The following is a 22,425-nucleotide window of genomic DNA, read 5'->3' on the forward strand; positions in this document are numbered from 1 at the left end:
CGCACCGATCAATGGGTGCTATCGTCAACCCTCAGGACAACGTGAAATTCTCTCGGATTGGAGCGCAATGACTAGCGAGCCCCAGCGGCTGGGACCACTTGAATCCCAGGTTCTCGACGTCCTGTGGCAGGCAGGCTCGTGCACCATTCGGCAAATCATCAATCACCTTGAACGCGACCTGGCGTACACCACGATCGCCACCGTGCTGGGAAACCTAGAACGCAAGGAACTGGTCGCGCCGTTGCGTGGCCAGGGCAAATCCGTGAGCTACCGGGCCGTTGTAGGCCGTGAAGAGCATGCGGCGAGCGTGATGTCCCATGCGCTGGAGACCGGCGGGGATCGTGTAGCCTCCATGCGCTTTTTCGTTCAGTCGATGTCCGCCGAGGAAATCGAGCTGCTCCGGGGATTCCTCGACTCGCCCCAGCCGGGGACCGACGCATGACGGCGCTGGTCACCGCCCTGGTCCTGGCCGCCGGTCTGATTGCGCTTGGCGCATGGGGACCGAAGCTCGTTCACGCCGCCGGACCGTCGTTCAGGCGCCGACCCCGGATGGCCGTCGGGCTGCTGGGAACCGGAATATTCCTCTGGATCGCCGCCGCCCTGTCACTGGCGCCGCTGCTGGTCTGGGCAGGCACCGGCCCGCAGATCCTCTCGGACCGAGCTTCGCAGATCTGCGTCAGCTGCCTGCAGGCAACCAACCCGTTCGCGTCCGCCCAGCTGCCTTGGGCCCCGCCGGCGTTGCTGACCATTTCTTTCTCGCTGCTGGCCTTGGCTGGCTTGATCGCCATCGGTTTGGTGCGCTTGGTCCGCACCGAGCGCAGCACCGAACAGTTATCTCGGGATCTACACGCCCAGGGAGAGTCCCGAACCATTGCCGGAGCCACGGTGCTCGTCGTCCCGGATTCCCGCCCGCTGGCCTTCACCTTTCCTGCACGCAGGGGTGGAATAGTCCTCTCCACGCAGACGTTGCATCAGCTCAACGAGAACGAACTTGCCGGGGTGCTTGCCCATGAAAAAGCGCACCTGTCCCAGCGGCACCATCTCACCAGCCAGATCCTCGAGGCATTGCCGCTGCTGGTACGTCGCATCCCACTGGTTTCAGCCACGCTTCAAAGCATTGCGGAACTGCAGGAGATCGCCGCTGACAACGCCGCCCAGCGTGAGGTCGACACCGCCACCTTGGCTTCGGCACTGCTGAAAATGGGTGGCGGTTCCGCTCCCTCCATGCCAGCTGAACGGCAAGGCGTGGCAGTGCTTAACGCTGCAGGATCCGGACGCATCCAGCAGCTAGTCGGCGCGCACGCTGGGAAGACGAATTTCCGGCCCGCGCTCGCACTGACGCTCTGCTTCGCGCTGCTCGGCGCCGCATGGCTGGCCATCTGCACCCCCTACCTCCAAGCACTGCTCCAAGGCTGCTGGTAGGCAACCTGTTCATATAAGGTTAACCGCCGCTCACAAGGACAATCGGGAAACGGCAGGTAGATTCAAAGCGCCTTGAATGGACAAGGTCTTAACTTAAACGGAACTTGTTTGAACAAGCCCCATTTCACGTTGTCACCGAGCTTGAAGTGGCTTCACTATGGTTTTGGCTCGCCGGGATGCCGGCGGTCAAATCCCCCATTTTCATAAAATCTGGAGAACATCACAGTGAAGTCATCCTCGCGCGTCCGTGCTGCAATCACCGCTTCGGTACTTGCCCTGGCAGTTGTCATTCCCACCGCGGCCACTGCCTCGCCTTCGCCTGCACCGGAGCCTGCCCCGGCGGCGGCAAAGAAGTCGACCCCGGTCTACGAAGGCCTGCCGTCGGGTGTCAACAAGAAGAAGACTCTCGTCATCGGCCTGGACGGCGCCGCCATGGCGCAGATCAACAAGAAGAACACCCCGAACATGGCCAAGCTGATCAGCGAAGGCATGGTTTCGGAATCGAACCTGTACGCGAACCCGATGGCCCCAACCGTCTCGGGTGCAGGCTGGTCCAGCATCGCCACCGGTGTCTGGCCCGACAAGCACAAGGTGCCGGACAATTCCTTCTCCAACCCGAACTACGACCAGTACCCGGATTACCTGACCCGCATCGAGAATGCCCGCGCCCAGAGCTCGACCCTCGTGGTCGGCACCTGGTCCCCGATTCCAGACAAGGTCTTCGCCAAGGGAGCGGACCTCAAGCTGCGCGGCGGCAATGATGCAGGCACCACCGCCAAGGCCGTGGACTATCTGTTGAACGGCAACCCGGACAGCACCTTCGTGCATCTGGACGAGATCGACGGCGCCGGGCACAGCAACGGCAGCGACTCGATCGCCTACACCCGAGGCCACAAGACCGCCGACCAGCAGATCGGCCAGATGCTCCAGGCCATCGAGCAGCGCAAGACCTATAACAAGGAAGACTGGGTCGTCATGGTCACCTCCGACCATGGCCACACCCCGGGTGGCGGCCACGGAGGCAGCAGCATCCGCGAGCGCGCGACCTTCGTCATTGCCAACGGCAAGCAGTTCAAGGCCGGCACCGAGCGCCACGATGTCAAGATCACCGACATCGCCCCTACCGTGCTGAAGCACCAGGGCGTGCGCGTCGAGGACGAGTGGAACCTCGACGGCAAGAACATCAACTCCATCGCCGCCGACGAGTTCGATACCCTGCGCCCGCACCTGAAGAAGGCCAAGGACGAGGCCAAGCTCAGCGCCCAGACCAAGGGCTGGACCACGACCGCACCGAGCGGTTGGACTATCGACAACTCTGCCATGCCCAAGGGCGGCGTGCGCGAGTGGCGCGGCTGGTCCTTCACCACCGACGAGTTCTGGACCAACACGGATCTGAACCAGGGCCGCGAAACCAGCGTCCACAACCGCAACGTCTTCGCCGTTGCCGACTCGGACGAGTGGGACGACAAGGCGCACGATCCCGGCCAGTTCGACTCCACCCTGATCAGTCCGGAGTACAAGGTCAAGGGCGGCCAGAGCGCCACCCTGAGCTTCGCTTCGAACTACAAGATCGACGGCCCGCAGTCCGGCGAAGTCTTCGTCAGCTTCGACGGGGGCGAGCCGGTATTGGTGAAGTCCTACGACAAGAACTACAACGGCGTGGAGAGCATCGCCATCGATGTTCCGAAGAAAGCGAAGAAAGCACAGGTCTCCTTCCGCTACACCGGCACCAATTCCGCATTCTGGTCCATCGACCAGGTCTCGCTGAAGAAGTAGCCAGCGGCCGCGAACGCATGGAACTAAGTGATAGTAAGGAATTTCCTTACTATCACTTAGCGGTTAAGTGATAGTAAGGTGGATCAGTAACTATCACTTAGGAAGTGCGAAACCATGGAGTCCAAAGAGAGCAACAGCTTCGTGGAGATTCCTGCGCTTGGCTCGGAAACACATCACTGGCGGCCGCAACAACCCCAAATCTTTTCAAATGCACAAGTCTCCAGGCAGACAGGCGAATACCAATCGGCAGTGGTTCCATCGATCGCCAACTGGTCACCCGATTTTTCATCATCCCTGATGTCCGAACTCGAGGAAGCAAACGATGCATTGCGTCTCTTCGATGCCTATACGTTCTTATTGCTGGGGCAAGAGAACCCTGCGCTCGCACCCATGTCGAGCATTCTCTTGCGCACGGAAAGTGCCTCCAGCAGCCAGATCGAGCAGCTTTCCACCTCCGCCCGGCAACTTGCGCTCTGGGAAATCAACGAAAGTGAAAAATCCAATGCTCGCACGGTAATCGGCAACGTACGCGCAATGGAAGCCGCATTACAGCTCTCGGAAGAACTCAACGTCACCAGCATCTTGTCCATGCATCACGAATTGTTGCGGCATCAAGACGACCTTGTCGAAGAAGCAGGAAAATTCCGGCAAGAACTCGTATGGATCGGTGGCAAAGATTCCGCCGGCCCCCGTGGCGCCAGCTATATCGCGCCCCAGCATGAACTGATCGCGGGGGCATTGGCTGATCTTGAAACGTTCATTCACCGTCAAGACCTGCCTGCCCTCATCCAGGTTGCCATCGCGCACGCCCATTTCGAGAGCATCCATCCCTTTGTCGACGGGAACGGCAGAACTGGACGGGCCCTTGCCCACGCAATGCTCCGCCATCGCAAGGTGACCACTCATTCGACCGCGCCCATTTCAGCAGGCATCCTGCGGGATACCACCGGTTATTTCGATGCACTCACCGCCTATCGGCAGGGAAACGCCTACGGAATCATCAAGATCTTCATCGATGCTTCGATCTACGCAGCGACAACGGGGCAAGTGCTGTTGCTGGCTCTGGCAGATGCATTGGAAGATTCACGCAGGCAGCTGGATGGACTCCGGTCGAATTCGACTGCGTTCAAGGTACTACCGCTGCTGATAGCGCAACCCGTCGTCAACGCCAGCTACTTGAAGAACGCCCTGAGCGTTACCGACGCAGTCGCTCATCGCGCCATCGCAACCTTGAGCGATCGCGGGGTCCTGAAAGAGAAGTCTGGTTTGCGCAGAAACCGCGTCTGGCAGCACGACCGAATCCTGAAGATTCTGGATGACTATGGGGCCACGATTCGCCGGGACTCGGTGCGCTAGGCGCAGGCACCCGCTCTGGCCAAGCACTCCGAGCAGGCTGGCTGACTGCCTGTAATTTTCGTACCCACTAGGAGACTTTCACTGCTAGGCTCTGCTCATGGATGCAGAATTACGTGCCTTTATGATGTCCTTCAACAAGCTGGCGGACCTCGCTGAAGAATTCCGCCAGAAGCCCAATGGTGCTCAGCTGGCACCCGTGTTGGAAAAACATCTGAAAGTTTCGCCTAGCTCGCTTCCGCTGATCACCGAGGCTTTCGGCTCCCACCGGCTCGCGGATGCGAATATCGTTCTCGACCGCATTGCCGGCAGTGATCCCTCCGCCAAGATCGTCGGTATCGCCGGGCAGCAAAGGTACCATGCGGATCTGGCCGATCTGCTGATGCCGGAGAACCACATGGGTATTGTGGGTGAGCCTTCCTACGCTTCACTTGCCGTGGGCCCGGACCAGCAGCGTCGATTCCTGACACTGGGAATCCACCTCTTCCATTACCACTCCAGCCCGCTGGCAGTTTTGATCCGGAAGGCCAATCCGGAGTACGGGAAGCCCGAAGCTGCATTGGAGATCCTGTCCCCCGACGAACAGGTGACCGACGCATTCCTCAAGGAATTTCGCAACGGGTTGCGCACCTCGAGCATCTTCAAGGGCCAGGTCATCTCGTTCAAGGGCAACGAGTACCAGGAATCGAACGCCGGAGTCGCCTTCCACCGGCGCGAACCCTTCCCGCGCGAACAGCTCGTGCTGCCCGACGGCCTGCGTGAACGCATTGAGGAACAAGTCCTCGGCGTCGGAACCCACCGCGATGTCCTGACTGCGCTCGGTGCGCATCTCAAACGCGGTGTCCTGCTCTACGGCCCGCCGGGCACCGGGAAAACCCACACCGTCAGGTATCTGGCCTCGGCGGCTGAAGACCACACTGTCATCCTGCTCAACGGCGATTCGTTGGCCTACATCTCCCAAGCCGCCGCCATGGCGCGGGCGCTGCAGCCATCGATCGTCGTACTGGAAGATTGTGACCTGATCGCCGAAGACCGCAGCTTCAGCCACGGCCCCCAGCCGCTGCTTTTCGAAGTCCTCGACACCATGGACGGCCTGGAACCGGACGCGGACGTCACCTTCCTGCTGACCACGAACCGCGTGGATTCCCTGGAGCGCGCCTTGGTGCAGCGCCCCGGGCGCATCGATCTTGCAGTGGAGATTCCACGCCCGGATCTCGAAGGACGTATTGCCCTGCTCGAACTATACGCAGCCAAGCTGAAGCCCAGCTCCGACACCGTGCAACAGCTTGCGCACCTTGTCGATGGAACGACTGCCTCGTTCACCAGGGAATTGGTTCGCCGATCCATCCTCAACGCGGCAGTCGCGAACCAGGCTCCGGGTGACGCCCATCTGCTCGAAGCCGCCGCGGAGCTTATGGGCGATGCGGCCACTCTCACGCGAAACTTCCTCGGGGGAACCAACGACCCGGATCTTGACGAGCCGGAAGAATTCAGCGAAGACGCATCCTTCGGATGGTTCCCCGGGGTGGCAGGGAGCTACGAAGCGCCCAGCGGATTTGGACAAGATCCGGAAGCTGAACAGGACGGCGGCAGCAAGGGGTTGTAGGCCGCGCCTTCCTCCTTGCCGGGGAGGAATATCCCCCTGCTGCGCCAGCGCACCGCATCGTTGCCGCTTGAAGGCGTTCCTGCCGTGGGGCGATTCAGTTGGTGATCCCTTGATGGAGCGGGTCACCGTAAATAAACTGCTGAAGCGCGGCAGATGGCCGGCCGAAGAGCAACCGTTGCGGAAACTCCGCCCATTCCTCCGGTTCCAGCTGCACAACATGCGCCGGGTAGCAGCGGTCCACCAGAACCGCCCCACCCCGCTCATCGCGTTGCAGTTCCTTGTAGAGCTGCCCTGCCCTCGGGTTGGGCGCCAAGATGCCCAGCCGTCTCATCCGATCTTCGAGGCGAAGCAGGTCCTCCGGACTCTTGCAACGCCGACGTGCGTGCGCTGCTGCTTCCCTGATTCCCAAACTGACGGCCCAATACAGTTCAGGTGTGAAGCCTGCGGCGATCCAGCGGAGGATGTAGTTCTGCAGGTGTTCCGGCGTCTCGCTGAGCTTGCCGCTGGCGAATTCCCCGCTGCGGGTTGCCTGCCGGTAAGCCGACTGCTCGACCGGACGTTCTCCGAAAAATGGGTAGTCCATGACCACGCTGTTCCACAGCCGTTCCTGCAGGGTGCCTTCTGGGTGATTGATCGAGAATTCTGGGTTCTGCATTGTTGTTCGCTCCTGCTCAGGGAGCCGGCCGAGCACCTATTGTGCCGGACTGGCCCACCGACTTACCCGGGACTTTTGTCCGGGTCGGTTCTTCCCCTGGGGCACCCCGCTCGATGAGGAGGGTTGCCGTGCGACCAGCCAGGTACTTTGCGTCGCAGCTCTTGAACTTGGAATCCAGCCTAACCCGCAGCTACCGACAGTATGGCCGCGGCGCCGGATACAGCAGATCCGGTGCCCATGCCTTCACAGGTACGGACACCGGATCAGCCATCGACTCTGGTGGACAAGTCCACCTTTGACTGCAGTTCGCTCGGTGCTAGCGGTCGACCTCGGTGCAGATGCAGAAGCGATTGCCCTGGGCGTCGGTGATGACGGTGAAGGACGGCACGGCATCGCCGTCGGAGTGGGCGCCAACTTCTTCCAGCTTCGTGAGCACCGGACCGCTTTCCGAATACGGAACCCACACGTCCAAGTGCAGCCGGTTCGTATTGGGAGTGTCGGTTTTCTGGAACCAGATCGCCGGGCCGCGACCGTGGGGATCGGCGATGCTGCCGTCCTCCAGCGACTTGTACCCAAGCCCGGCGGCCCATTGCTCCGCGATCTCCTGGGGCTTGTCGGTGTCGATGGCAATCTCCACTGCGCGGATCAGGTCGACGCGGGGTTTGGCCCTGAGGGCCGCGGCCCGCTCGGAGATCTTGCTGGCCAGCGCAATGTCGCGGGTGGTGACCTGGCCGCCGGCGTCATGGGAGGTGGTTGTCACGAACACGCGGTTGTAGCGCCAGTCCACGTCGGGGTGGTGGTTGTCCATCTCTGCGGCGCTTGCGATATCGCTGAAAAGCTCGATCGCGGCCGCGGAGGTCTTGGTCTCGAAAACCGCGGCAATGGCTCCGGGGATCTGGCGCCACTGCGGCATCCCCTGGAGGTATTCGTTGAGCTGGTCTTGGGCAATTACGTCCTGTGCAGGCATGCGTTTCTCCTTTCTCCGGCAACCTTCCCACCCGAGGGGGCGAAGTTCAATGGACCTGCGCAGACTGCCAGAAACAACGGACGGTTGCGGCGTACTGGATAACTGCTGTGAACATCCGTCTTCCGTGGAGAGCGGCACCGGCCGCGGCTAATCTCGGCAAATATGGGCACAAGGAGTTTTGATGACTAATATTCACAACGCCAAGGTCTCTGATTCAACGTTGGACGATGTCATTGACGAGACTGCTCACCGCACGCGACGCATCGTGAGCCGGATCATCATCCTCATCGTCGCAGCCATCGTCGCGGCCGCGGCGCTTGGAGCGTTCGATGTGGAATCCAGCACCGACCAGTCCGAGGACCGTATGCAAGTCCACGTGCGCCACCCGTTGGTGGCGCGGGCAGGCAATGAGGTCGAGCTGGAAATACTTGTCAGTTCCGACGAACCGCTGCCCGATACCTGTAAGCTGCGCCTCGCCGAGGACTACCTGTTGTTCTTCGAGGACTTGGCGGTCTTCCCGGACCCGGAATCGCAAAGTTCCGACGCGGCCGGTGCGGTGGAATTCGAGGTTGCTCCCCAACCCGGGGCCACGCAAATGCTGGTTCGCATCACAGGCCGGGCCTCTGACCAGTGGGACTTGCGCACCGACGGGAACCTCGAGGTCGAAGTCGGCGCTTCCACCGTCAACGTACCGTTCACCACCTGGAGGGTTCCCTAATGGAAATTGTCATTCGCGCCGCCATCGCCTTCGTGGTCCTGTGGCTGGTGACCCGTGCCGCAGGCCGTTCCACCCTGGGCGAGCTGAGCTCGTTCGAGTTGATCCTGTTCGTCGCCCTCGGGGACCTGGTGCAGCAGGGCATCACCATGGAAGACCGGTCGCTGACTGGAAGCCTATTGGCCGCGCTCACCATGATCGTCCTGGCAGTGGTCCTGTCCTATGCCAATATGCGCTGGCCCAGGATCGGAAAACTCACCCTGGGCCGGCCCATCGTGCTCGTGCGTGACGGCGTGATCGACCGGCGGGCATTGAGCGGGGAACGCATCGGCCTCGACGAGTTGAGCATGCTGGCACGCCATGCGGGGATCGAGGAATACAGCTCGATCAGGCTCGCCATCCTGGAGTCCAACGGAAAGGTCTCCTTCTTCACCAAGGAAGCAGAGGCCAAGCCATGAGCGTCAATACCGAAAGCAAGTTGAAGAAGGGCATCACCGGCCCCCTGCTGTACCTGTTCATCCTCGGCGACATCCTGGGAGCCGGCGTGTACGCGCTGGTGGGCGAGGTGGCCGCGGAAGCAGGCGGAGCCATTTGGGCCCCGTTGCTCGTCGCCTTGATTCTGGCGCTGCTCACGGCCACCTCCTATGCGGAGCTGGTCACGAAATATCCCAGGGCGGGCGGTGCGGCCATTTTCGCCGAGCGGGCCTTCAAAAAACCTGTGGTGTCCTTCCTTGTGGGCTTCTCCATGCTGGCGGCCGGCGTCACCAGTGCGGCGGGCTTGAGCATTGCATTTGCCGGGGACTATCTTTCGGTGTTCTTCGATGCACCCGCCATTCCTGTCGCAATAGCCTTCCTGGGTTTGGTCGCGCTATTGAATGCACGCGGCATCAAGGAATCGGTGCGGGCGAATGTCGGGATGACGGCAATCGAACTGTCGGGATTGCTGCTGGTGATCGTCGTGGCGGCCATATTCCTGGGCGACGGCAACGGGGACGCGTCACGTCTGGCCCAGTTCCCCGAAGACACCACGCCGGTTGCCGCGATCTTCGCGGGCTCGCTGTTGGCCTACTACTCTTTTGTCGGATTCGAGGTCTCCGCCAACGTCGCGGAGGAAGTCGTGGACGTGCCGCGGGTCTACCCCCGGGCGCTGTTCGCCGCACTGCTCACCGCCGGAGTGGTCTACTTAGCGCTTGGCGTGCTCACCTCGATCGCCATGGATCCCAAGGAGCTGGCAGGATCTTCCAGCCCCCTGCTGGATGTCGTGCAGGCCACCGGGGTCGGGATCCCCAGCTGGCTGTTCAGCCTGGTAGCCCTGGTGGCGGTGGCCAATGGCGCTTTGCTGACCATGATCATGTCCAGCCGGCTGGCGTTCGGGATGGCGGAGCAGGGGCTGCTGCCGCCTGTCCTGGGGCGCGTCCTGCCGCATCGCCGCACCCCGTGGGTGGCGATCATCGGAACCACGGCGATCGCCATGCTATTGACGCTGACCGGTGATCTGGCGACCTTGGCCAAGACCGTCGTGCTGCTGCTGCTCTTCGTGTTCACCAGCACCAATCTTGCCGTCATCGTGCTGCGGCGGGACCGCGTGGAGCACCGGCATTTCCGGGCTCCGATCATCATTCCGTATCTCGCGCTGGCTTCCTGCGCTGTGCTGCTCGTCCAGCAGGATGGCGGGATCTGGCTACGCGGGCTCGCGTTGCTCGCCTTGGGTGCGGTCCTGTATTTCGCAACCCGCTGGATCACCTCCCGGTCTACGAAGCGCCCCTCTTAGGCCGCGTCGCAGCCACGGGCGGCGGCCTCGCGGAACGTCGAGGAAAGCCGCGGGCCTTGCGGATGGATTGCCGTCCGCAAGGCCCGCGGCCGCTTGAGGTCAATGTTCAGAGCTGGTCGGGACTCTCACGCTGGTCGGGGAGGTTCACCCGGCGCTCGTGGTCGAGACCGATATCCGCTGCATCATCGGCTTCGTCGTCGGGCTCGACCGCGCGATCTTCATCCAGCGGCTCGGGAAGCAGCGTTTCCGGGTTCAGCTGCAAGGGGTCAGCGTCGCTTTCATCCAGGATCCGGTCCGGCCCGCGCAACGGATCCTCGGCGTCCAGCGACTGCGGGGCGTCCGAGGAACCTGCGGCAGGCTGGCTGTCGCGGCCGTCGAATGGCTCATCCGCGTCCTCGTCGCGTCGCACATCGTCGAATTCGGCATTATTCAAGGTCATGTCCTTCTCCTTAATTCTTCGTGGCGGCGGCACCGCCAGGGAGCTGTGCTATCAGTTGTTCACTGCTGAGGATCCGCTGGCGGTAGTGCTCCTCCAGAAACTTCAAGGTCACATCCTCGAAGTCCGGGTCCGCGGAAGCCAGGGCGTCTCGGGCAAGGAACACCGGCAAATTGGCGCTGAAGGCGTCGGTCGCGGTGGCGGCAATGCAGGTTTCCGAGGAGACCCCGGCCAGGATGAGGGAGGCAACCCGGTGCTGCAAGAGCAGCGTCAGCAGCTCCGTGGCCCAGAAGGCGCTGTCGCGCCGCTTGATCAGCTCGATGCTTCCCGCCAGATCCAGCTCTGGCAGGATCCGCGCTTGGCCGGTCCCCTCGAAAAGGTAACCCTGGTCGTCCTCCAGCATCTTCAACGTCCAGGTGGACTTGTCTTTCTTGTGCACGGTGCGCACCACAATGACCGGCAGCCCGGCCTTGCGCGCCGCGGCGGCGAGCTTGTTGCACGCGGATGCCAGCCGAGCGCGGTGCTGCGCCAAGTCCTCGGTTTCAAAAAATCCCTCCTGCATGTCGATCAACAACAGCGCCGGGCTTTGAAGGGATCCCGTCGCGTCCATGGCTCAGCTGCGTCCCGAGCAGTGTTCGCAGCAGTACGGCGCTTCTCCCGCATATACGGCATGGCCCAGGATCACGCAGTCGCAGTGCGAGCAACGCTCGGCCACATCATGAATGGCGCACTCGAAGCTGTCATAGATTCCCGACTTGCCTTCGAAGTCCACGCTGATAGGGCGTTGCGCCGGTGCTCCGCAAGTATTGCAGTTCTGCATTGTTCGACTTCCTTCCGCTCGATGGCCTGCGCGCTAAGTTGTGCTGCCTAGTCCTTGTCGTATTGGTCGTCGGTTGAGTTATCCAGCTCCGGATCGGTGCCCTGGATGGGATCGAGATCCAGCTCTGGATCGGTGACAGCCTCTTCTCCGATCCCCAGGTCCTCGGGTGTTTCACCTGCCGGCCAGTTGTTCTCAACTACGTCCTTGTCCGGGTCCTTGATGCGCTCGGCGGCGTGGCTGATGGCATCCTTGGCCTTGTCCAGAAAACCCATGGTGCTGCTCCTTTCGGTTGCCGTCGCCGGTTGGCAACGTCCTCGGTTCTACCGATTATCACTTGGCGCCAACGTGAGTACAGGATTAATCGGGACCTGTCAGGATGCTTGCCACCGGGCCTTTGAGGTCGCTGGGAACGCTTGAGCGCCAGCGGCAATGCAGACAGCGGGGAAAGGGCCCGAATCGTCGTGGGCGCGCTGGCCAGCGGCGTGGAAACGTCCAAGGCCAAGGTCGTGGAGCATGCCCAAGGCAAGCCGATCACCATCGGCGCGGACGATACCCTCGAAGAGCCAACCCGAATTAGGCAACAGCATCAGGTTCACCGCCTGCCCGTGATCGGCGGCCACAAGCTCGTGGGAATGCTGTCGCAGGCCGACACCGCCCGGCACGCCGACGAGCACCGCACCGGCGAGATGGTCTCGGAAATTTCCGAGCCCTAACCGCTTGCCGTGCACCCAGCAGATGGCCGCCTCCTTGCCGGAGGCGGCCATTGCGCATCTCGCGCGGAAAACCTTGCTAGCGCCCGTTGGCGTCCGTTCCACCGCGCCGGTGGTCCAGGCTGCTGGGTCCCTTCACGACCCGGTACAGTCCGTAAAGGAAAACCAGGACACCCCAGCCCACAACGATCCACAAGGGACCGGGTGAACTGTCCGGAGAGGCGAGAAGTGCGAAGATGGCGAATCCCACCGCTAGCAATCCGCCGATGAGCATGAGCCAGATTCCTGGACGTTTCTTGCGTGGTGCTGCTTGACCGTAGGACATGGGGACCTCCTTGTTGTTCCTTGATACCTGCTAGTTATCCTGCGTCGAACCGTTCGTCATCCTCGTCGTGGCTTTCCGAGGTCGAGGTGGTCTGCGAAATCCGGCCCCGCTGGGCTACCTGCTCGTCCTCGGTATGCTCCCGGGGCTCCGTTTCCTGGTCCGGTTGAGTAGTGCGTGCCGATTCGTCCCGGCTTCGTTTCTGGGTCATCTTGATCTCCTTGAGAGACTATGAATTGCGCAGGGCTTCGATGAGCTCGCTCTTGCGCATCTTGGAGCGCCCATTGATACCGACTTCACGGGCTTTTTCCATCAGTTCGCTGACGCTCCAGTCCTCATAGCTGCCCGACTTGCCGCCGCGCTTTCCAACAGCCTTGCGTCCATCCCTGGCTGCCGCGTTGGCGATCCGTGCGGACTTCTGCTTGGAATTGCCTTCTTCGCGGAGCTCTTCGTACAGTTCTTCGTCCTTGATACGACTGCTAGATTTCTCGGCCATGAAAATCCTCCGTTTCCGAGCCTCGATCCCCGGATGCGTTGCGGATGGCATCCGGCTGTTCAGCCCACGCTAGCCGCCTGGGCCGAGGACCGAAAGGAACTGGTTCCCGCTTTGCGGGAAAACCCAGACTTCGACCCCTAGCACATATCCCGCCAGCATCGGCGGTTGCTGAGTCGAATCCGTGAAAATGCTGGTTCCCACCGCTAAACCCTCTGCAAAGGTTTATCGACGGTGCGCCTGGTCGAACACTGGGCTTGTACCGCGCGACGCCCGACCTAGACCGGTCCGGGTGTCTTGGAACTCTGGAAGGAATCTTCATGACCGAGAAATCTCAGCCAGAACACACTGAACCCGTGAACAAGGAGCGCATCAGTCCTCCCGAGCAGCGCCAGCCCGAGCCGGGGCTGGACAGCGAGCTGAAGCCGCAGGCCGATCACGGTGAGCGCAGCTATCAGGGTCGCGGCCGGCTGGAGGGCAAGCGCGCGCTGATCACCGGCGGCGATTCCGGGATCGGCGCCGCCGTGGCCATCGCCTTCGCCCGTGAAGGCGCCGATGTGGCCCTGGCTTATTTGCCGGCAGAGAAAAGCGATGCCGTGACCATTGCCTCGGTTCTGGAGGACGCCGGGGTCCAGGTGCATCATCTGCCCGGCGACCTGCGCGACCGCGAATACCGCGACAAGCTGGTCCACGAAGCCGCCTCCGCGCTGGGCGGCCTGGACATCCTGGTGAACAATGCGGGCAAGCAGATCAGCGTGGACTCGCTGGAGGAATTGAGCGATGACCAGGTCGAGGCCACCTTCGACGTGAATATCTTTGCGATGTTCGCCCTCAGCCGGGCCGCGCTGCAGGTGATCGGAGAGGGAGGCGCGATCATTAACACGACCTCCATCCAGGCGTTCGATCCCTCGGCGCACCTCATGGACTACGCGGCCACCAAGGCGGCCATCAGCAACTTCACGAAGTCGCTGGCCGAACAGGCCGCATCGCGCGGCATCAGGGTTAACGCAGTAGCTCCCGGGCCCATCTGGACCCCTTTGCAGCCTTCGGACGGCCAGCCCATCGAGGCGCTGCCCGAGTTCGGGCACGACACCTGGCTGGGGCGCGCTGGCCAGCCGGTCGAGGTCGCCCCGGCGTACGTTTTCCTCGCCAGCGACGACGCCTCCTACGTGGTCGGGTCCACCGTGCATGTCAACGGCGGCAAGAACCAGCCGTAGGCCATACCGGCTGAAGACAAGGTGCGGGTGCCAGCCAATGAGCTGGCACCCGCACCGTTTTGCGCGTCCTACAACTCGTCCGCGTCATCCAAGCTGAGATTGCGACGCTCGTATTCGCGTTGGCTGAAGGTCGCTCGCTGCACAGATTGCACGTCATCGAAGCTCGAACCGATGGCACCGCCCAACGTGCCGAGCGACGCCGCGAGCCAGGCAAGGTTCAGGTATTCGGACATCGACACCTCGTGGCCCAGCTGGGAGGCGAGGAACTCCTGGTCGATAACCACCAGCGACGCCACGAGCAGCGCCAGGAACAGCAGGAGGTACATGGCGGCTGCGGCCGAGGCCACCGTGAGCACCGTAGCTACGTTGTAGATGAGCAAGCGCTCCTTGCGCCGGTGTCCGCGCGGTTTTTCCCACAGCCTGTTATGGAAAAGCAACCACAGCGAAAGCATGAGGATGCTGGCGAGCGTGATGAACGCAAGCCTCGAACTGGCCAGGTAGTCGGCCATCGACCAAATGCTCGTGTAGAAGACGCCGAAGGCACCGGTCGCCGCTGCGCCGGCCATCGCGGAAGACAATTGCGGCACCAAGCGCCACGGCCGGTTGATGCGGATCATCCCCATGGTCAGCAGCACCCGGCCGCGAAAACCCTCGATGCTGTCGATGCGCGAGGGGGTGTCCTCGTCGCTGCGCATGCTGCCGCGCACGCTCAGGGCTTTACCGAGGGGAGACGGGGACGGCTCCGGCAGATTCCCGGTGGCAAGCTCGGCCAGAACCTCCTCAAGCGCTCGGGCAACGCTCCCCGCGGTCACCAGTCCGAGACTGGGCAGGCTCAGCGTCGCCGTGCCCTGTTCCGGGCTGAGCACCGATCGCACCGGCCGCCCCTGTTCGTAGTGGGGTGCGTCGGTGAGGTAGATGATGTAGTCCCACGTGTATTTCTCCCTCAATCGAGGGACATTCTCGTTCAAGATCACGCTTCCCGACTCGCTCAGGGGAAGGCTGAGCGGATCGATCATGATTTCCCAGTTGAACTGCCGCTCCGCGTCGCTGTTGAGCTTCTTCTCCAGCTTCTGGTGGACCTTGTTCGCCATGCCCTGGGCGATCCCCGGGTCGGCAATAAGTCCAACCACCCTGGAAGGTCTGGGCTGCGCCTCCCGATGATCTTCCACGCAAAATCCCTCCCTATCACTTGGAATCCGGCCTTTCGCATCACCGTAGGCAGTCACGAAAGCCCTTCCAAGCTGTGTCCAGCTTGCTTGCAGGTTCCCGGACCAACAAATGCTGGAAATCCGCGGAATTCCGGGGTTCGGCATTCCCAGCAAACGCTTATGCGCAATCTCTTGAAGACCCGCAACGCATGTGGAATGGTCAGGATCGCAATGCTCCCCGCCCCATTTCCAGGTAAGGAATACATCTATGAACCACTCAGAGCCTTCGCAAGATGCCAACGAACCATCGCAGGATCAGCAACTGCCCGAGCAGGAGGATACGCAGTCCGCATCGCAGCAGCGCTCCCGGAGGGAAAAAGCCAAGGAGCAGGATCCGGACCAGGAAGAGACCGCCCAGTTCAACACGGACTGACATCAGCGCACCAAGCATTGGGACGCACTCGGAAACAACGAAGACTGGAGGGAAAATGAAGGCACTCACTTGGCAGGGCAAGCGGAAAGTCGAGGTCAGCGAGGTCCCGGATCCCCGGATCCAGGAACCGACCGACATCGTCATCAAAGTCACCTCAACCGCGATTTGCGGTTCCGACCTGCATTTGTATGAGCTCTTGGGTCCTTTCATGCACGCAGGCGACGTCCTGGGGCATGAAACCATGGGCATCGTCCAAGAGGTCGGCTCCGCAGTCACCTCCGTGCAACCCGGAGACCGGGTTGTCATCCCGTTCAACATCTCCTGCGGGCACTGCTGGATGTGCACTCGTGGGCTGCAATCGCAGTGCGAAACCACCCAGGTGCGCAGCCATGGCAAAGGCGCGGCGTTCCTCGGCTACTCGGAACTGTATGGCCAGGTTCCCGGCGGGCAGGCTGAATACCTCCGGGTCCCGCACGGGGACTATGGTGCGATCAAGGTGGGTTCGGACCTGCCGGACCACCGCTATCTGTTCCTCTCCGACATCCTGCCTACCGCATGGCAAGGCGTACGGTATGCCGACGTCCCCGAGGAAGGATCGTTGGCCGTCTTCGGCTTGGGCCCGGTAGGCCAGCTCGCGGCACGCATCGGCAGGCATCTGGGGTATCGCGTCCTCGGCATCGATCCGGTCCCCGAGCGCCGCGCCATGGCTGCCCGCCATGGCATTGAGACCCTGGACTTCACCAAGGAGACAGCCACTGCCCTGCGGGATCTGACCTCCCGCGGCCCGGACGCGGTGCTCGATGCCGTGGGGATGGAAGCGCATGGCTCCCCTACCGCGGCCTTGCTCCAGCAAGCCACCGGCCTGCTGCCGGATCCTGCCGCCCAGCAGGTCATGCAAACAGCCTCCATGGATCGCAATATCGTGCTGACCGCCGCCACGGACGCGGTGCGGCGCGGAGGCACGATCTCCATCAGCGGCGTATACGCCGGTGCGGCCACACCGATGCCGATGGTCAAGCTGTTCGACAAGCAGATCCAGATCCGCCAAGGACAGTGCAACGTGAGGTCGTGGACCGATGAGCTGCTGCCGCTGACCGAGGACTCCAAGGATCCGATCGGCCTGGATGACTTGGTAACGCATACCAAGCCCCTGTCCGAAGGGCCCGAGATGTACAGCACCTTCCAGAAGAAGCAGGACGGCTGCATCAAGGTGGTCCTGCAGCCCTAAAGCCGACTCAGGCGGACTTCTCGGCGTCCGAGGAAGCCTTCTTCTTGCTCGCCGAGGAGGAGGCTTTCTTCTTTTTCGCTGTCCCGGATTTCCCGGCTTTGTTGGCGGAAGCCGTGGATTTCTTGGGTGTCCTGGTCCCGGAAGCACGCCCGGATGGCTTGCCCGCAGATCCCTTGCCGGCGGACTTGCCGTTGCCTGCAATGCTGCGCTTGAGCGCTTCCATCAGATCAAGGACACCTTCCTCGCCATCCTGCGAGGAGGCCGCTCCGAAAGTCGCTTCGGTATCAAGGTCTTCACCCTGCTCGATTTTGGCATCGATCAGCTGCTGCAGCTGGATCTGGTAGTCGTCGCTGAAGTCCTCGGGCGTGAAGTCCCCGCTGTAGGATTCCACCAGCGTGGCGGACATCTTCAACTCCTGCGCGCTGATCCGGGCGGTCTTCTCCGGTTCGGCAAACCCGGCATCCCGCAATTCATCGGCCCACATGATCGACTGGAGCACCATGGCCTTCGACCGCACCCGCAGCACGCCCAGCCGGGTCTTCTGGCGCAAGGCGAAACGCACCACGGCCAACTTGTCGGTATCCTCCAAGGTCCGCCGCAGCAGCTCATAGGCTTTGGGCGATTTGGAATCGGGCTGGAGATAGTAGCTTTTCTCCAGCATCAGCGGGTCCAATTGGTCAGCCGGGATGAACTGCACTACCTCGATCTCGCGGCTTCTCTCCGCGGGCAACGCGTCCATATCTTCGTCCGTCAGCACCACGGTGCGCTCGCCGTCATCGTAGGCCTTGTCGATGTCCTTGTATTTGATCTTCTTGCCGCAGATCTCGCAGCGGCGTTCGTATTTGATCCGGCCGCCGTCCGCGGAGTGGACCTGGTGCAGGGAAATATCGTGGTCCTCGGTCGCGCCGTAGGCTTTCACCGGTACATTGACCAGCCCGAAGGCGATTGATCCAGTCCATATAGCTCTCATAGGCCCAGTGAAGCACCGCTTCCGCCACAGGCATAGAGCGAAACCATGCTTGCCAGCCCGTTTCAAGGTCATCGATGGTGCCCCTGCAGCCCAATCGCAAAAGTCCCTAGGAAAGGTGGATTTGCCGGGCACAGGCAGGGAGAGTGTTGGTCAAAGCCTACGGAAAGGGGTGGATATGGCTCGCAGGGAACAAACGGTCACCGTTGATGGCCGCACCCTGAAGGTCAGCAATCTGGATAAGGTGCTGTACCCGGAAACCGGGACGACCAAGGGCGAAGTCATCGACTACCTGCAGCGGGTGGCCCCGGCGCTGCTGCCGCATGCGGCATGGCGCCCGGCAACCAGAAAACGCTGGGTGGACGGGATCGGCACGGCACAGAACCCGGGAACCGTGTTCTTCCGCAAGGATCTGGAGGATTCGGCCCCAAGCTGGATTCCCACAGCCCGTCTGGAGCACAAAACCCATTCCAATACATATCCCCTGGCCAACGATGCGGCAGTACTGGCATGGTTCGGGCAAGTCGCAGCGTTGGAGATCCACGTTCCCCAATGGCGTTTCAATGCGAGCCTGGAACAACAGCATCCCGACCGGCTCGTGCTGGATCTGGATCCCGGTCCCGGCGCAGGCTTGGCCCAGTGCGCCGAAGTGGCTTTGCTATGCCGCGAAATCCTTGAAGGCATGGACCTGCGGCCTTTTCCGGTGACCTCCGGATCCAAGGGAATCCACCTTTACGCCGGTCTTGACGGCACGGCAACCTCCGACCAGGTCAATGAGGTGGCCAAGGAACTCGCCGCCTCGCTGGAACGCAAGCACCCCCGGCTTGTGGTGGCAAATATGAAGAAATCCCTGCGCGAGAACAAGGTGCTGGTGGATTGGAGCCAGAATAACGCCGCGAAAACCACGGTATGCCCGTATTCGCTGCGCGGGCGTTCGCGTCCCATGGTGGCCGCGCCTCGCACATGGGAAGAAATCGAGTCCCCCGGTCTGGAGCACCTAGACTTCCACGAAGTATTGGACCGGCTGTCCGACGGCCTTGATCCCTTGGCGGCCCTGGCGCCTTCGGCTGCGCAGGGCACGGATCGGCTCGCGGTCTACCGCTCCAAGCGCGATGCAAAGCTCACTCCAGAACCCGTGCCCCACCCGCCCGCGGTCGGGAAAACCGCGCGGGCTGCGGCTCCGGATTCGGAAAAATCCGTGTCTTTCGTGATCCAGGAGCACCATGCCCGCAGGCTGCACTGGGATTTCAGGCTGGAACACGAGGGGGTCCTGGTCTCCTGGGCCGTCCCGAAGGGGCCCCCGCTCCAGAGGGGGATCCAGCGGCTGGCTGTGATGACCGAAGACCATCCCTTGGACTACGGAACCTTCGAAGGAACGATTCCCAAGGGCCAGTATGGCGCCGGAGAGGTGTCGATCTGGGATGCCGGTGAATGCACCATTGAGAAATGGCGGGATGGCAAGGAGATCATCGCGGTGCTGTCCGGACGCGAAGACGGAGGGCTCGGCGGCATTCCGCGCCGCTTCGTGCTGATCCAGGCTCGCGGCATGGGAGACCAGGACAATTGGCTGCTGCAGCTCACCAAGGAGCAGCCTTCCGAGGATTCGACGGTTCCGGAAGACATCCCTGAATCCAGCCTGCTGGACGAGGTTCCCAAACCCATGCTGGCCAGCTCCGGGGTGCCGGAGGACATCATCGAAGGCGACGACTGGTGCTTCGAAATGAAATGGGACGGGTACCGCGCCCTGGCCAAGGTCGAGAACGGGAAGGTGAAACTGCTCAGCCGCAACGGCAACGACATGACCGAAGATTTTCCCGAGCTACAGGAACTTGCGGTGCTTGCACCCGAGGGCGCGATCGTGGACGGCGAAATCGTCGCCCTGGACGGTTCGGCGCGCCCGAGCTTTTCCCTGTTGCAGCAGCGCATCTCGCATCGGCGCAAGAACCGGCTCCGGCAAGCGCAGGCCATTAAGCTCAACTTCATGCTTTTCGATGCCCTGCAGCTTCCCCGGAGCAAGGGCGGAAAGCCCGAGAACCTGATCGGTGAACAATATGTGGATCGCCGCAAATACCTTGAACATGCGGTCTCCGACGGACAGTACATCAAGGTACCTCCTGCTCATATCGGACCCACCTTGAAGGCCGCGTTGAAGACAAGCCTCGAGCTGGGATTGGAAGGGGTGCTGGCCAAGGAATGCACCGGCGACTATGAACCGGGCCGGCGCAGCGGCAGCTGGGTGAAGATCAAGCACCTGCTGGATCAGGAGGCCCTGGTTATCGGATGGACCAAGGGACAGGGAAACCGCGCGTCAAGTATCGGCTCGCTGCTGCTGGCCGTCCCCGCCGGCGATGAGTTGGAGTTCATCGGTCGGGTCGGCACGGGGTTCTCGGATCTGCAGTTGAAGGAGATCCGCGAACGTCTGGAGAAGATCGCGCGCAAGACTCCCCCGGTCAAGCACATCCCGGCGCAGTTCCAGCGCGATGCGCACTGGGTGACCCCGAAATACGTGGCGGAGGTCCGTTACAGCGAACTGACAAAGGACGGGCGGCTGCGGCATCCGGTCTGGCGCGGTTGGCGAGATGACAAGGAGCCCGCTGAGGTGCGCTGGGAACACCCCGGCAGTCTCATGAAGTAATCCAACGAGCAATGCACGTCAACGGAAGGTATGAACAATGAAAATTCTGGTCAAGCTCTTCGGTACGGTGGTTTCCCTGGCTGCCGGGTGGGTCGGAACCAAGCTGGTCAGCACGGTGTGGAAGAAAACTACCGGCGACCTCCCGCCCACGCTGACCAACCCCGAGCAGCAACAACAGGAAAAGCTGGGCAAGGTGCTTTCCTTCGCCGTGATCTCCGGTGCCAGCGCTGCGGTAATCCAGGCAGTCACCAAGCGCTGGACGCGCGGCTTGGAAGCCAAGGTCCGCTCGCACTAGCGGCGGCAGACTCATGGCGGCGTTCCCCTCCGGGAGCGCCGCCATGCGCTTAAGATGCACAGTCCGGGTCAGCGGCTGGAGACCTTCACGAGCTTGCGGTTGATGAATTCTTCCATGCCGTACTTGCCTAGCTCGCGTCCGATGCCCGAGCGCTTCACGCCGCCGAACGGCAGCTCTGCGGCCGAGCCGGAGGGCTCATTGATGGAAACCATGCCCGCCTGCAGCTGCGCGGCGATGCGGTGCGCACGCTCCAGATCCTGGGTGTGGACGGACGCACCCAGCCCGTAGTCGCTGTTGTTGGCCAAGGCGATGGCTTCTTCTTCCCCGTCCACCTTGTACAGCACTGCCACCGGGCCGAACAGCTCCTCGGAGAACGCACGCATATCCGGGGTCACATCGGCAAGGATGGTCGGTTCGAAGTAGGCGCCGTCGCCAGCCACCGGCTTGCCGCCAGCCAGCACTGTCGCACCCTTGGAAATGGCGTCTTCCACCTGGGACGCCAGCCCCGACTGCGCAGAGGCCGAGGACAGCGGGCCGAGGAAGGTTTCCTTCTGCGTGGGGTCCCCGGACTTGATGCCGGCGACCTGCTCGGTCAGGGCCTGGGCGAACTGGTCGTAGACCGAGGAATCAACAATGAAGCGCTTGGCCGCGTTGCAGGCTTGGCCGGTATTGCCGAAGCGCGCCCGCATCCCGAGCTTCGCGGTGCGGTTGATGTCCGCGTCCGGAAGCACCACGAAGGGATCGGAGCCGCCGAGCTCCAGCACGACTTTCTTCAGGTTGCGGCCGGCAATTTCCGCCACCGCAGAGCCTGCACGCTCGGAGCCGGTCAGCGAGACGCCCTGGACGCGGCGGTCGGCAATGACGTCTGCAACCTGGTCATTCGTGGCGAAAATGTTCACGTACAGCCCCTGGGCGGCACCTGCGTCCTTGAAGATCTGCTCCATGGCCAGGGCCGATTCCGGGCACTGCGGGGCGTGCTTGAGCAGGATCGTGTTGCCGATCATCAGGTTCGGAGCCGCGAGCCGGGCCACCTGGTAGTACGGGAAGTTCCACGGCATGATGCCCAGCAGCACGCCCACCGCTTCCTTGCGGACTACTGCGGTGCCGCCGCTGGCGACCTCCAGTTCCTCGTCTTCCAGGAACTTCGGCCCGTTCTTGGCGTAATAGCGGTAGATGGAAACGACCAGCCCGATCTCGCCCAGGGACTGGCTGATGGGCTTGCCCATTTCACGGGTGATGATGGCGGCCAGCTCCTCGGCGCGCTCCTCGTAGATGTCCGCGACTTTCTCCAGCAGCGCCACGCGTTCGTCCAGCGTGGTGCGGGACCAGTCCGCATAGGCGGCATCTGCGGTGGCCAGCGCTTCTTGGATCTGTTCATCGGTGGCAGTAGGGTAGGTTGCCTCGACAACTCCGGTCGCGGGGTTGGTCACTGCGTACTGGCTCATGATGCTCCTTG

The 22,425-nt window shown here is 62.1% G+C and carries 26 protein-coding genes and 1 riboswitch; of the genes, 14 read left to right on the top strand and 12 right to left on the bottom strand.

Features of this window, described 5'->3' with window-relative positions; translation table 11 throughout:
- Nucleotides 1-67: 67 nt before the first annotated feature.
- The 5 genes from ACTX90_RS15890 to ACTX90_RS15910 all read left to right on the top strand — a co-directional run bounded on the left by ACTX90_RS15890 (nt 68) and on the right by ACTX90_RS15910 (nt 6,157).
- Nucleotides 68-442 carry a BlaI/MecI/CopY family transcriptional regulator gene (locus ACTX90_RS15890; RefSeq protein WP_424572697.1) on the top strand — a complete coding sequence of 125 codons (375 nt, stop codon included), beginning with the start codon at nt 68-70 and terminating at the stop codon, nt 440-442.
- Complete coding sequence (locus ACTX90_RS15895) at nt 439-1,422, top strand: M56 family metallopeptidase (protein ID WP_120991261.1); 984 nt, start codon at nt 439-441, stop codon at nt 1,420-1,422. The genes ACTX90_RS15890 and ACTX90_RS15895 overlap by 4 nt, the downstream gene beginning before the upstream one ends.
- Before the next feature lie 225 nt (nt 1,423-1,647).
- On the top strand, nt 1,648-3,198 hold the full coding sequence (locus ACTX90_RS15900; protein WP_443442403.1) for an alkaline phosphatase family protein: 1,551 nt from the start codon (nt 1,648-1,650) through the stop codon (nt 3,196-3,198).
- Between the two features lie 114 nt (nt 3,199-3,312).
- The gene (locus ACTX90_RS15905) at nt 3,313-4,554 is read left to right on the top strand and encodes a Fic family protein (RefSeq protein ID WP_443442404.1); all 1,242 of its coding nucleotides are present in this window, start codon (nt 3,313-3,315) and stop codon (nt 4,552-4,554) included.
- 97 nt (nt 4,555-4,651) lie between these two features.
- Nucleotides 4,652-6,157 carry an AAA family ATPase gene (locus tag ACTX90_RS15910; protein WP_424572695.1) on the top strand — a complete coding sequence of 502 codons (1,506 nt, stop codon included), beginning with the start codon at nt 4,652-4,654 and terminating at the stop codon, nt 6,155-6,157.
- Nucleotides 6,158-6,251: 94 nt separating this feature from the next.
- Here the strand turns inward: ACTX90_RS15910 and ACTX90_RS15915 are convergent, their stop codons facing one another.
- Nucleotides 6,252-6,812, bottom strand: a complete 561-nt coding sequence (locus ACTX90_RS15915; RefSeq protein WP_113607125.1) for a hypothetical protein — start codon at nt 6,810-6,812, stop codon at nt 6,252-6,254.
- A 53-nt stretch (nt 6,813-6,865) separates the two neighbouring features.
- A riboswitch (SAM riboswitch) is annotated at nt 6,866-6,979 on the bottom strand.
- A gap of 149 nt (nt 6,980-7,128) precedes the next feature.
- Nucleotides 7,129-7,779 carry a 4a-hydroxytetrahydrobiopterin dehydratase gene (locus ACTX90_RS15920; protein ID WP_443442405.1) on the bottom strand — a complete coding sequence of 217 codons (651 nt, stop codon included), beginning with the start codon at nt 7,777-7,779 and terminating at the stop codon, nt 7,129-7,131.
- A 181-nt stretch (nt 7,780-7,960) separates the two neighbouring features.
- Here ACTX90_RS15920 and ACTX90_RS15925 point away from each other — a divergent pair, with 181 nt between their 5' ends.
- From ACTX90_RS15925 to ACTX90_RS15935, 3 genes are read left to right on the top strand one after another with little or no spacing between them, the layout of a single operon-like run.
- Nucleotides 7,961-8,497 carry a hypothetical protein gene (locus ACTX90_RS15925; protein WP_047120282.1) on the top strand — a complete coding sequence of 179 codons (537 nt, stop codon included), beginning with the start codon at nt 7,961-7,963 and terminating at the stop codon, nt 8,495-8,497.
- On the top strand, nt 8,497-8,952 hold the full coding sequence (locus tag ACTX90_RS15930; RefSeq protein WP_443442406.1) for a DUF421 domain-containing protein: 456 nt from the start codon (nt 8,497-8,499) through the stop codon (nt 8,950-8,952). The genes ACTX90_RS15925 and ACTX90_RS15930 overlap by 1 nt, the downstream gene beginning before the upstream one ends.
- Nucleotides 8,949-10,265: an APC family permease gene (locus tag ACTX90_RS15935; RefSeq protein WP_424572690.1), complete on the top strand. Its 1,317-nt coding sequence runs from the start codon at nt 8,949-8,951 to the stop codon at nt 10,263-10,265. The genes ACTX90_RS15930 and ACTX90_RS15935 overlap by 4 nt, the downstream gene beginning before the upstream one ends.
- A gap of 106 nt (nt 10,266-10,371) precedes the next feature.
- On the opposite strand, the gene ACTX90_RS15940 is transcribed toward ACTX90_RS15935, so the two are convergent.
- Genes ACTX90_RS15940 through ACTX90_RS15950 form a run of 4 tightly spaced genes read right to left on the bottom strand, consistent with a single transcriptional unit; the run spans nt 10,372 to nt 11,793 of the window.
- Entirely contained in the window at nt 10,372-10,704 is a 333-nt protein-coding gene (locus ACTX90_RS15940) for a hypothetical protein (protein ID WP_443442407.1), read from the bottom strand.
- Nucleotides 10,705-10,714: 10 nt separating this feature from the next.
- On the bottom strand, nt 10,715-11,311 hold the full coding sequence (locus ACTX90_RS15945; protein ID WP_443442408.1) for a cysteine hydrolase family protein: 597 nt from the start codon (nt 11,309-11,311) through the stop codon (nt 10,715-10,717).
- Nucleotides 11,312-11,314: 3 nt separating this feature from the next.
- Nucleotides 11,315-11,521 (bottom strand): metallothionein, encoded by a 207-nt coding sequence (locus ACTX90_RS18655; protein WP_082124008.1) that lies wholly within the window; start codon nt 11,519-11,521, stop codon nt 11,315-11,317.
- A gap of 47 nt (nt 11,522-11,568) precedes the next feature.
- Nucleotides 11,569-11,793, bottom strand: a complete 225-nt coding sequence (locus tag ACTX90_RS15950) for a hypothetical protein (protein ID WP_047120287.1) — start codon at nt 11,791-11,793, stop codon at nt 11,569-11,571.
- A gap of 141 nt (nt 11,794-11,934) precedes the next feature.
- Here ACTX90_RS15950 and ACTX90_RS15955 point away from each other — a divergent pair, with 141 nt between their 5' ends.
- The gene (locus ACTX90_RS15955; protein WP_443442409.1) at nt 11,935-12,234 is read left to right on the top strand and encodes a CBS domain-containing protein; all 300 of its coding nucleotides are present in this window, start codon (nt 11,935-11,937) and stop codon (nt 12,232-12,234) included.
- A gap of 76 nt (nt 12,235-12,310) precedes the next feature.
- Here the strand turns inward: ACTX90_RS15955 and ACTX90_RS15960 are convergent, their stop codons facing one another.
- The 3 genes from ACTX90_RS15960 to ACTX90_RS15970 are packed head-to-tail and all read right to left on the bottom strand — an operon-like array spanning nt 12,311 to nt 13,049.
- The gene (locus ACTX90_RS15960) at nt 12,311-12,556 is read right to left on the bottom strand and encodes a hypothetical protein (protein WP_443442410.1); all 246 of its coding nucleotides are present in this window, start codon (nt 12,554-12,556) and stop codon (nt 12,311-12,313) included.
- A gap of 34 nt (nt 12,557-12,590) precedes the next feature.
- Entirely contained in the window at nt 12,591-12,764 is a 174-nt protein-coding gene (locus ACTX90_RS15965; RefSeq protein WP_157359272.1) for a hypothetical protein, read from the bottom strand.
- 18 nt (nt 12,765-12,782) lie between these two features.
- Complete coding sequence (locus ACTX90_RS15970) at nt 12,783-13,049, bottom strand: Rho termination factor N-terminal domain-containing protein (RefSeq protein WP_047120290.1); 267 nt, start codon at nt 13,047-13,049, stop codon at nt 12,783-12,785.
- Between the two features lie 317 nt (nt 13,050-13,366).
- Here ACTX90_RS15970 and ACTX90_RS15975 point away from each other — a divergent pair, with 317 nt between their 5' ends.
- Nucleotides 13,367-14,263 (top strand): SDR family oxidoreductase, encoded by an 897-nt coding sequence (locus ACTX90_RS15975; RefSeq protein ID WP_443442411.1) that lies wholly within the window; start codon nt 13,367-13,369, stop codon nt 14,261-14,263.
- 68 nt (nt 14,264-14,331) lie between these two features.
- Here the strand turns inward: ACTX90_RS15975 and ACTX90_RS15980 are convergent, their stop codons facing one another.
- On the bottom strand, nt 14,332-15,354 hold the full coding sequence (locus tag ACTX90_RS15980) for a hypothetical protein (RefSeq protein ID WP_235359945.1): 1,023 nt from the start codon (nt 15,352-15,354) through the stop codon (nt 14,332-14,334).
- A 325-nt stretch (nt 15,355-15,679) separates the two neighbouring features.
- Here ACTX90_RS15980 and ACTX90_RS15985 point away from each other — a divergent pair, with 325 nt between their 5' ends.
- On the top strand, nt 15,680-15,844 hold the full coding sequence (locus tag ACTX90_RS15985; RefSeq protein ID WP_157359271.1) for a hypothetical protein: 165 nt from the start codon (nt 15,680-15,682) through the stop codon (nt 15,842-15,844).
- Between the two features lie 55 nt (nt 15,845-15,899).
- On the top strand, nt 15,900-17,072 hold the full coding sequence (locus tag ACTX90_RS15990; protein WP_047120292.1) for a zinc-dependent alcohol dehydrogenase: 1,173 nt from the start codon (nt 15,900-15,902) through the stop codon (nt 17,070-17,072).
- 7 nt (nt 17,073-17,079) lie between these two features.
- Here ACTX90_RS15990 and ku read toward each other — a convergent pair whose 3' ends face one another.
- Nucleotides 17,080-18,042 (bottom strand): non-homologous end joining protein Ku, encoded by a 963-nt coding sequence (gene ku / locus ACTX90_RS15995; RefSeq protein WP_047120293.1) that lies wholly within the window; start codon nt 18,040-18,042, stop codon nt 17,080-17,082.
- Nucleotides 18,043-18,049: 7 nt separating this feature from the next.
- On the opposite strand from ku, the gene ACTX90_RS16000 reads away from it, so the two are divergent.
- Nucleotides 18,050-20,674, top strand: a complete 2,625-nt coding sequence (locus ACTX90_RS16000; RefSeq protein ID WP_443442412.1) for an ATP-dependent DNA ligase — start codon at nt 18,050-18,052, stop codon at nt 20,672-20,674.
- A gap of 37 nt (nt 20,675-20,711) precedes the next feature.
- On the top strand, nt 20,712-20,969 hold the full coding sequence (locus ACTX90_RS16005) for a DUF4235 domain-containing protein (RefSeq protein WP_047120295.1): 258 nt from the start codon (nt 20,712-20,714) through the stop codon (nt 20,967-20,969).
- Between the two features lie 68 nt (nt 20,970-21,037).
- Here ACTX90_RS16005 and ACTX90_RS16010 read toward each other — a convergent pair whose 3' ends face one another.
- Nucleotides 21,038-22,414, bottom strand: coding sequence for an NAD-dependent succinate-semialdehyde dehydrogenase (locus ACTX90_RS16010; protein WP_047120296.1), 1,377 nt, complete (start codon nt 22,412-22,414; stop codon nt 21,038-21,040).
- Nucleotides 22,415-22,425: the final 11 nt, after the last annotated feature.

Origin of the sequence: Glutamicibacter soli (assembly GCF_052322135.1) — a bacterium.
Lineage (GTDB): Bacteria > Actinomycetota > Actinomycetes > Actinomycetales > Micrococcaceae > Glutamicibacter > Glutamicibacter soli.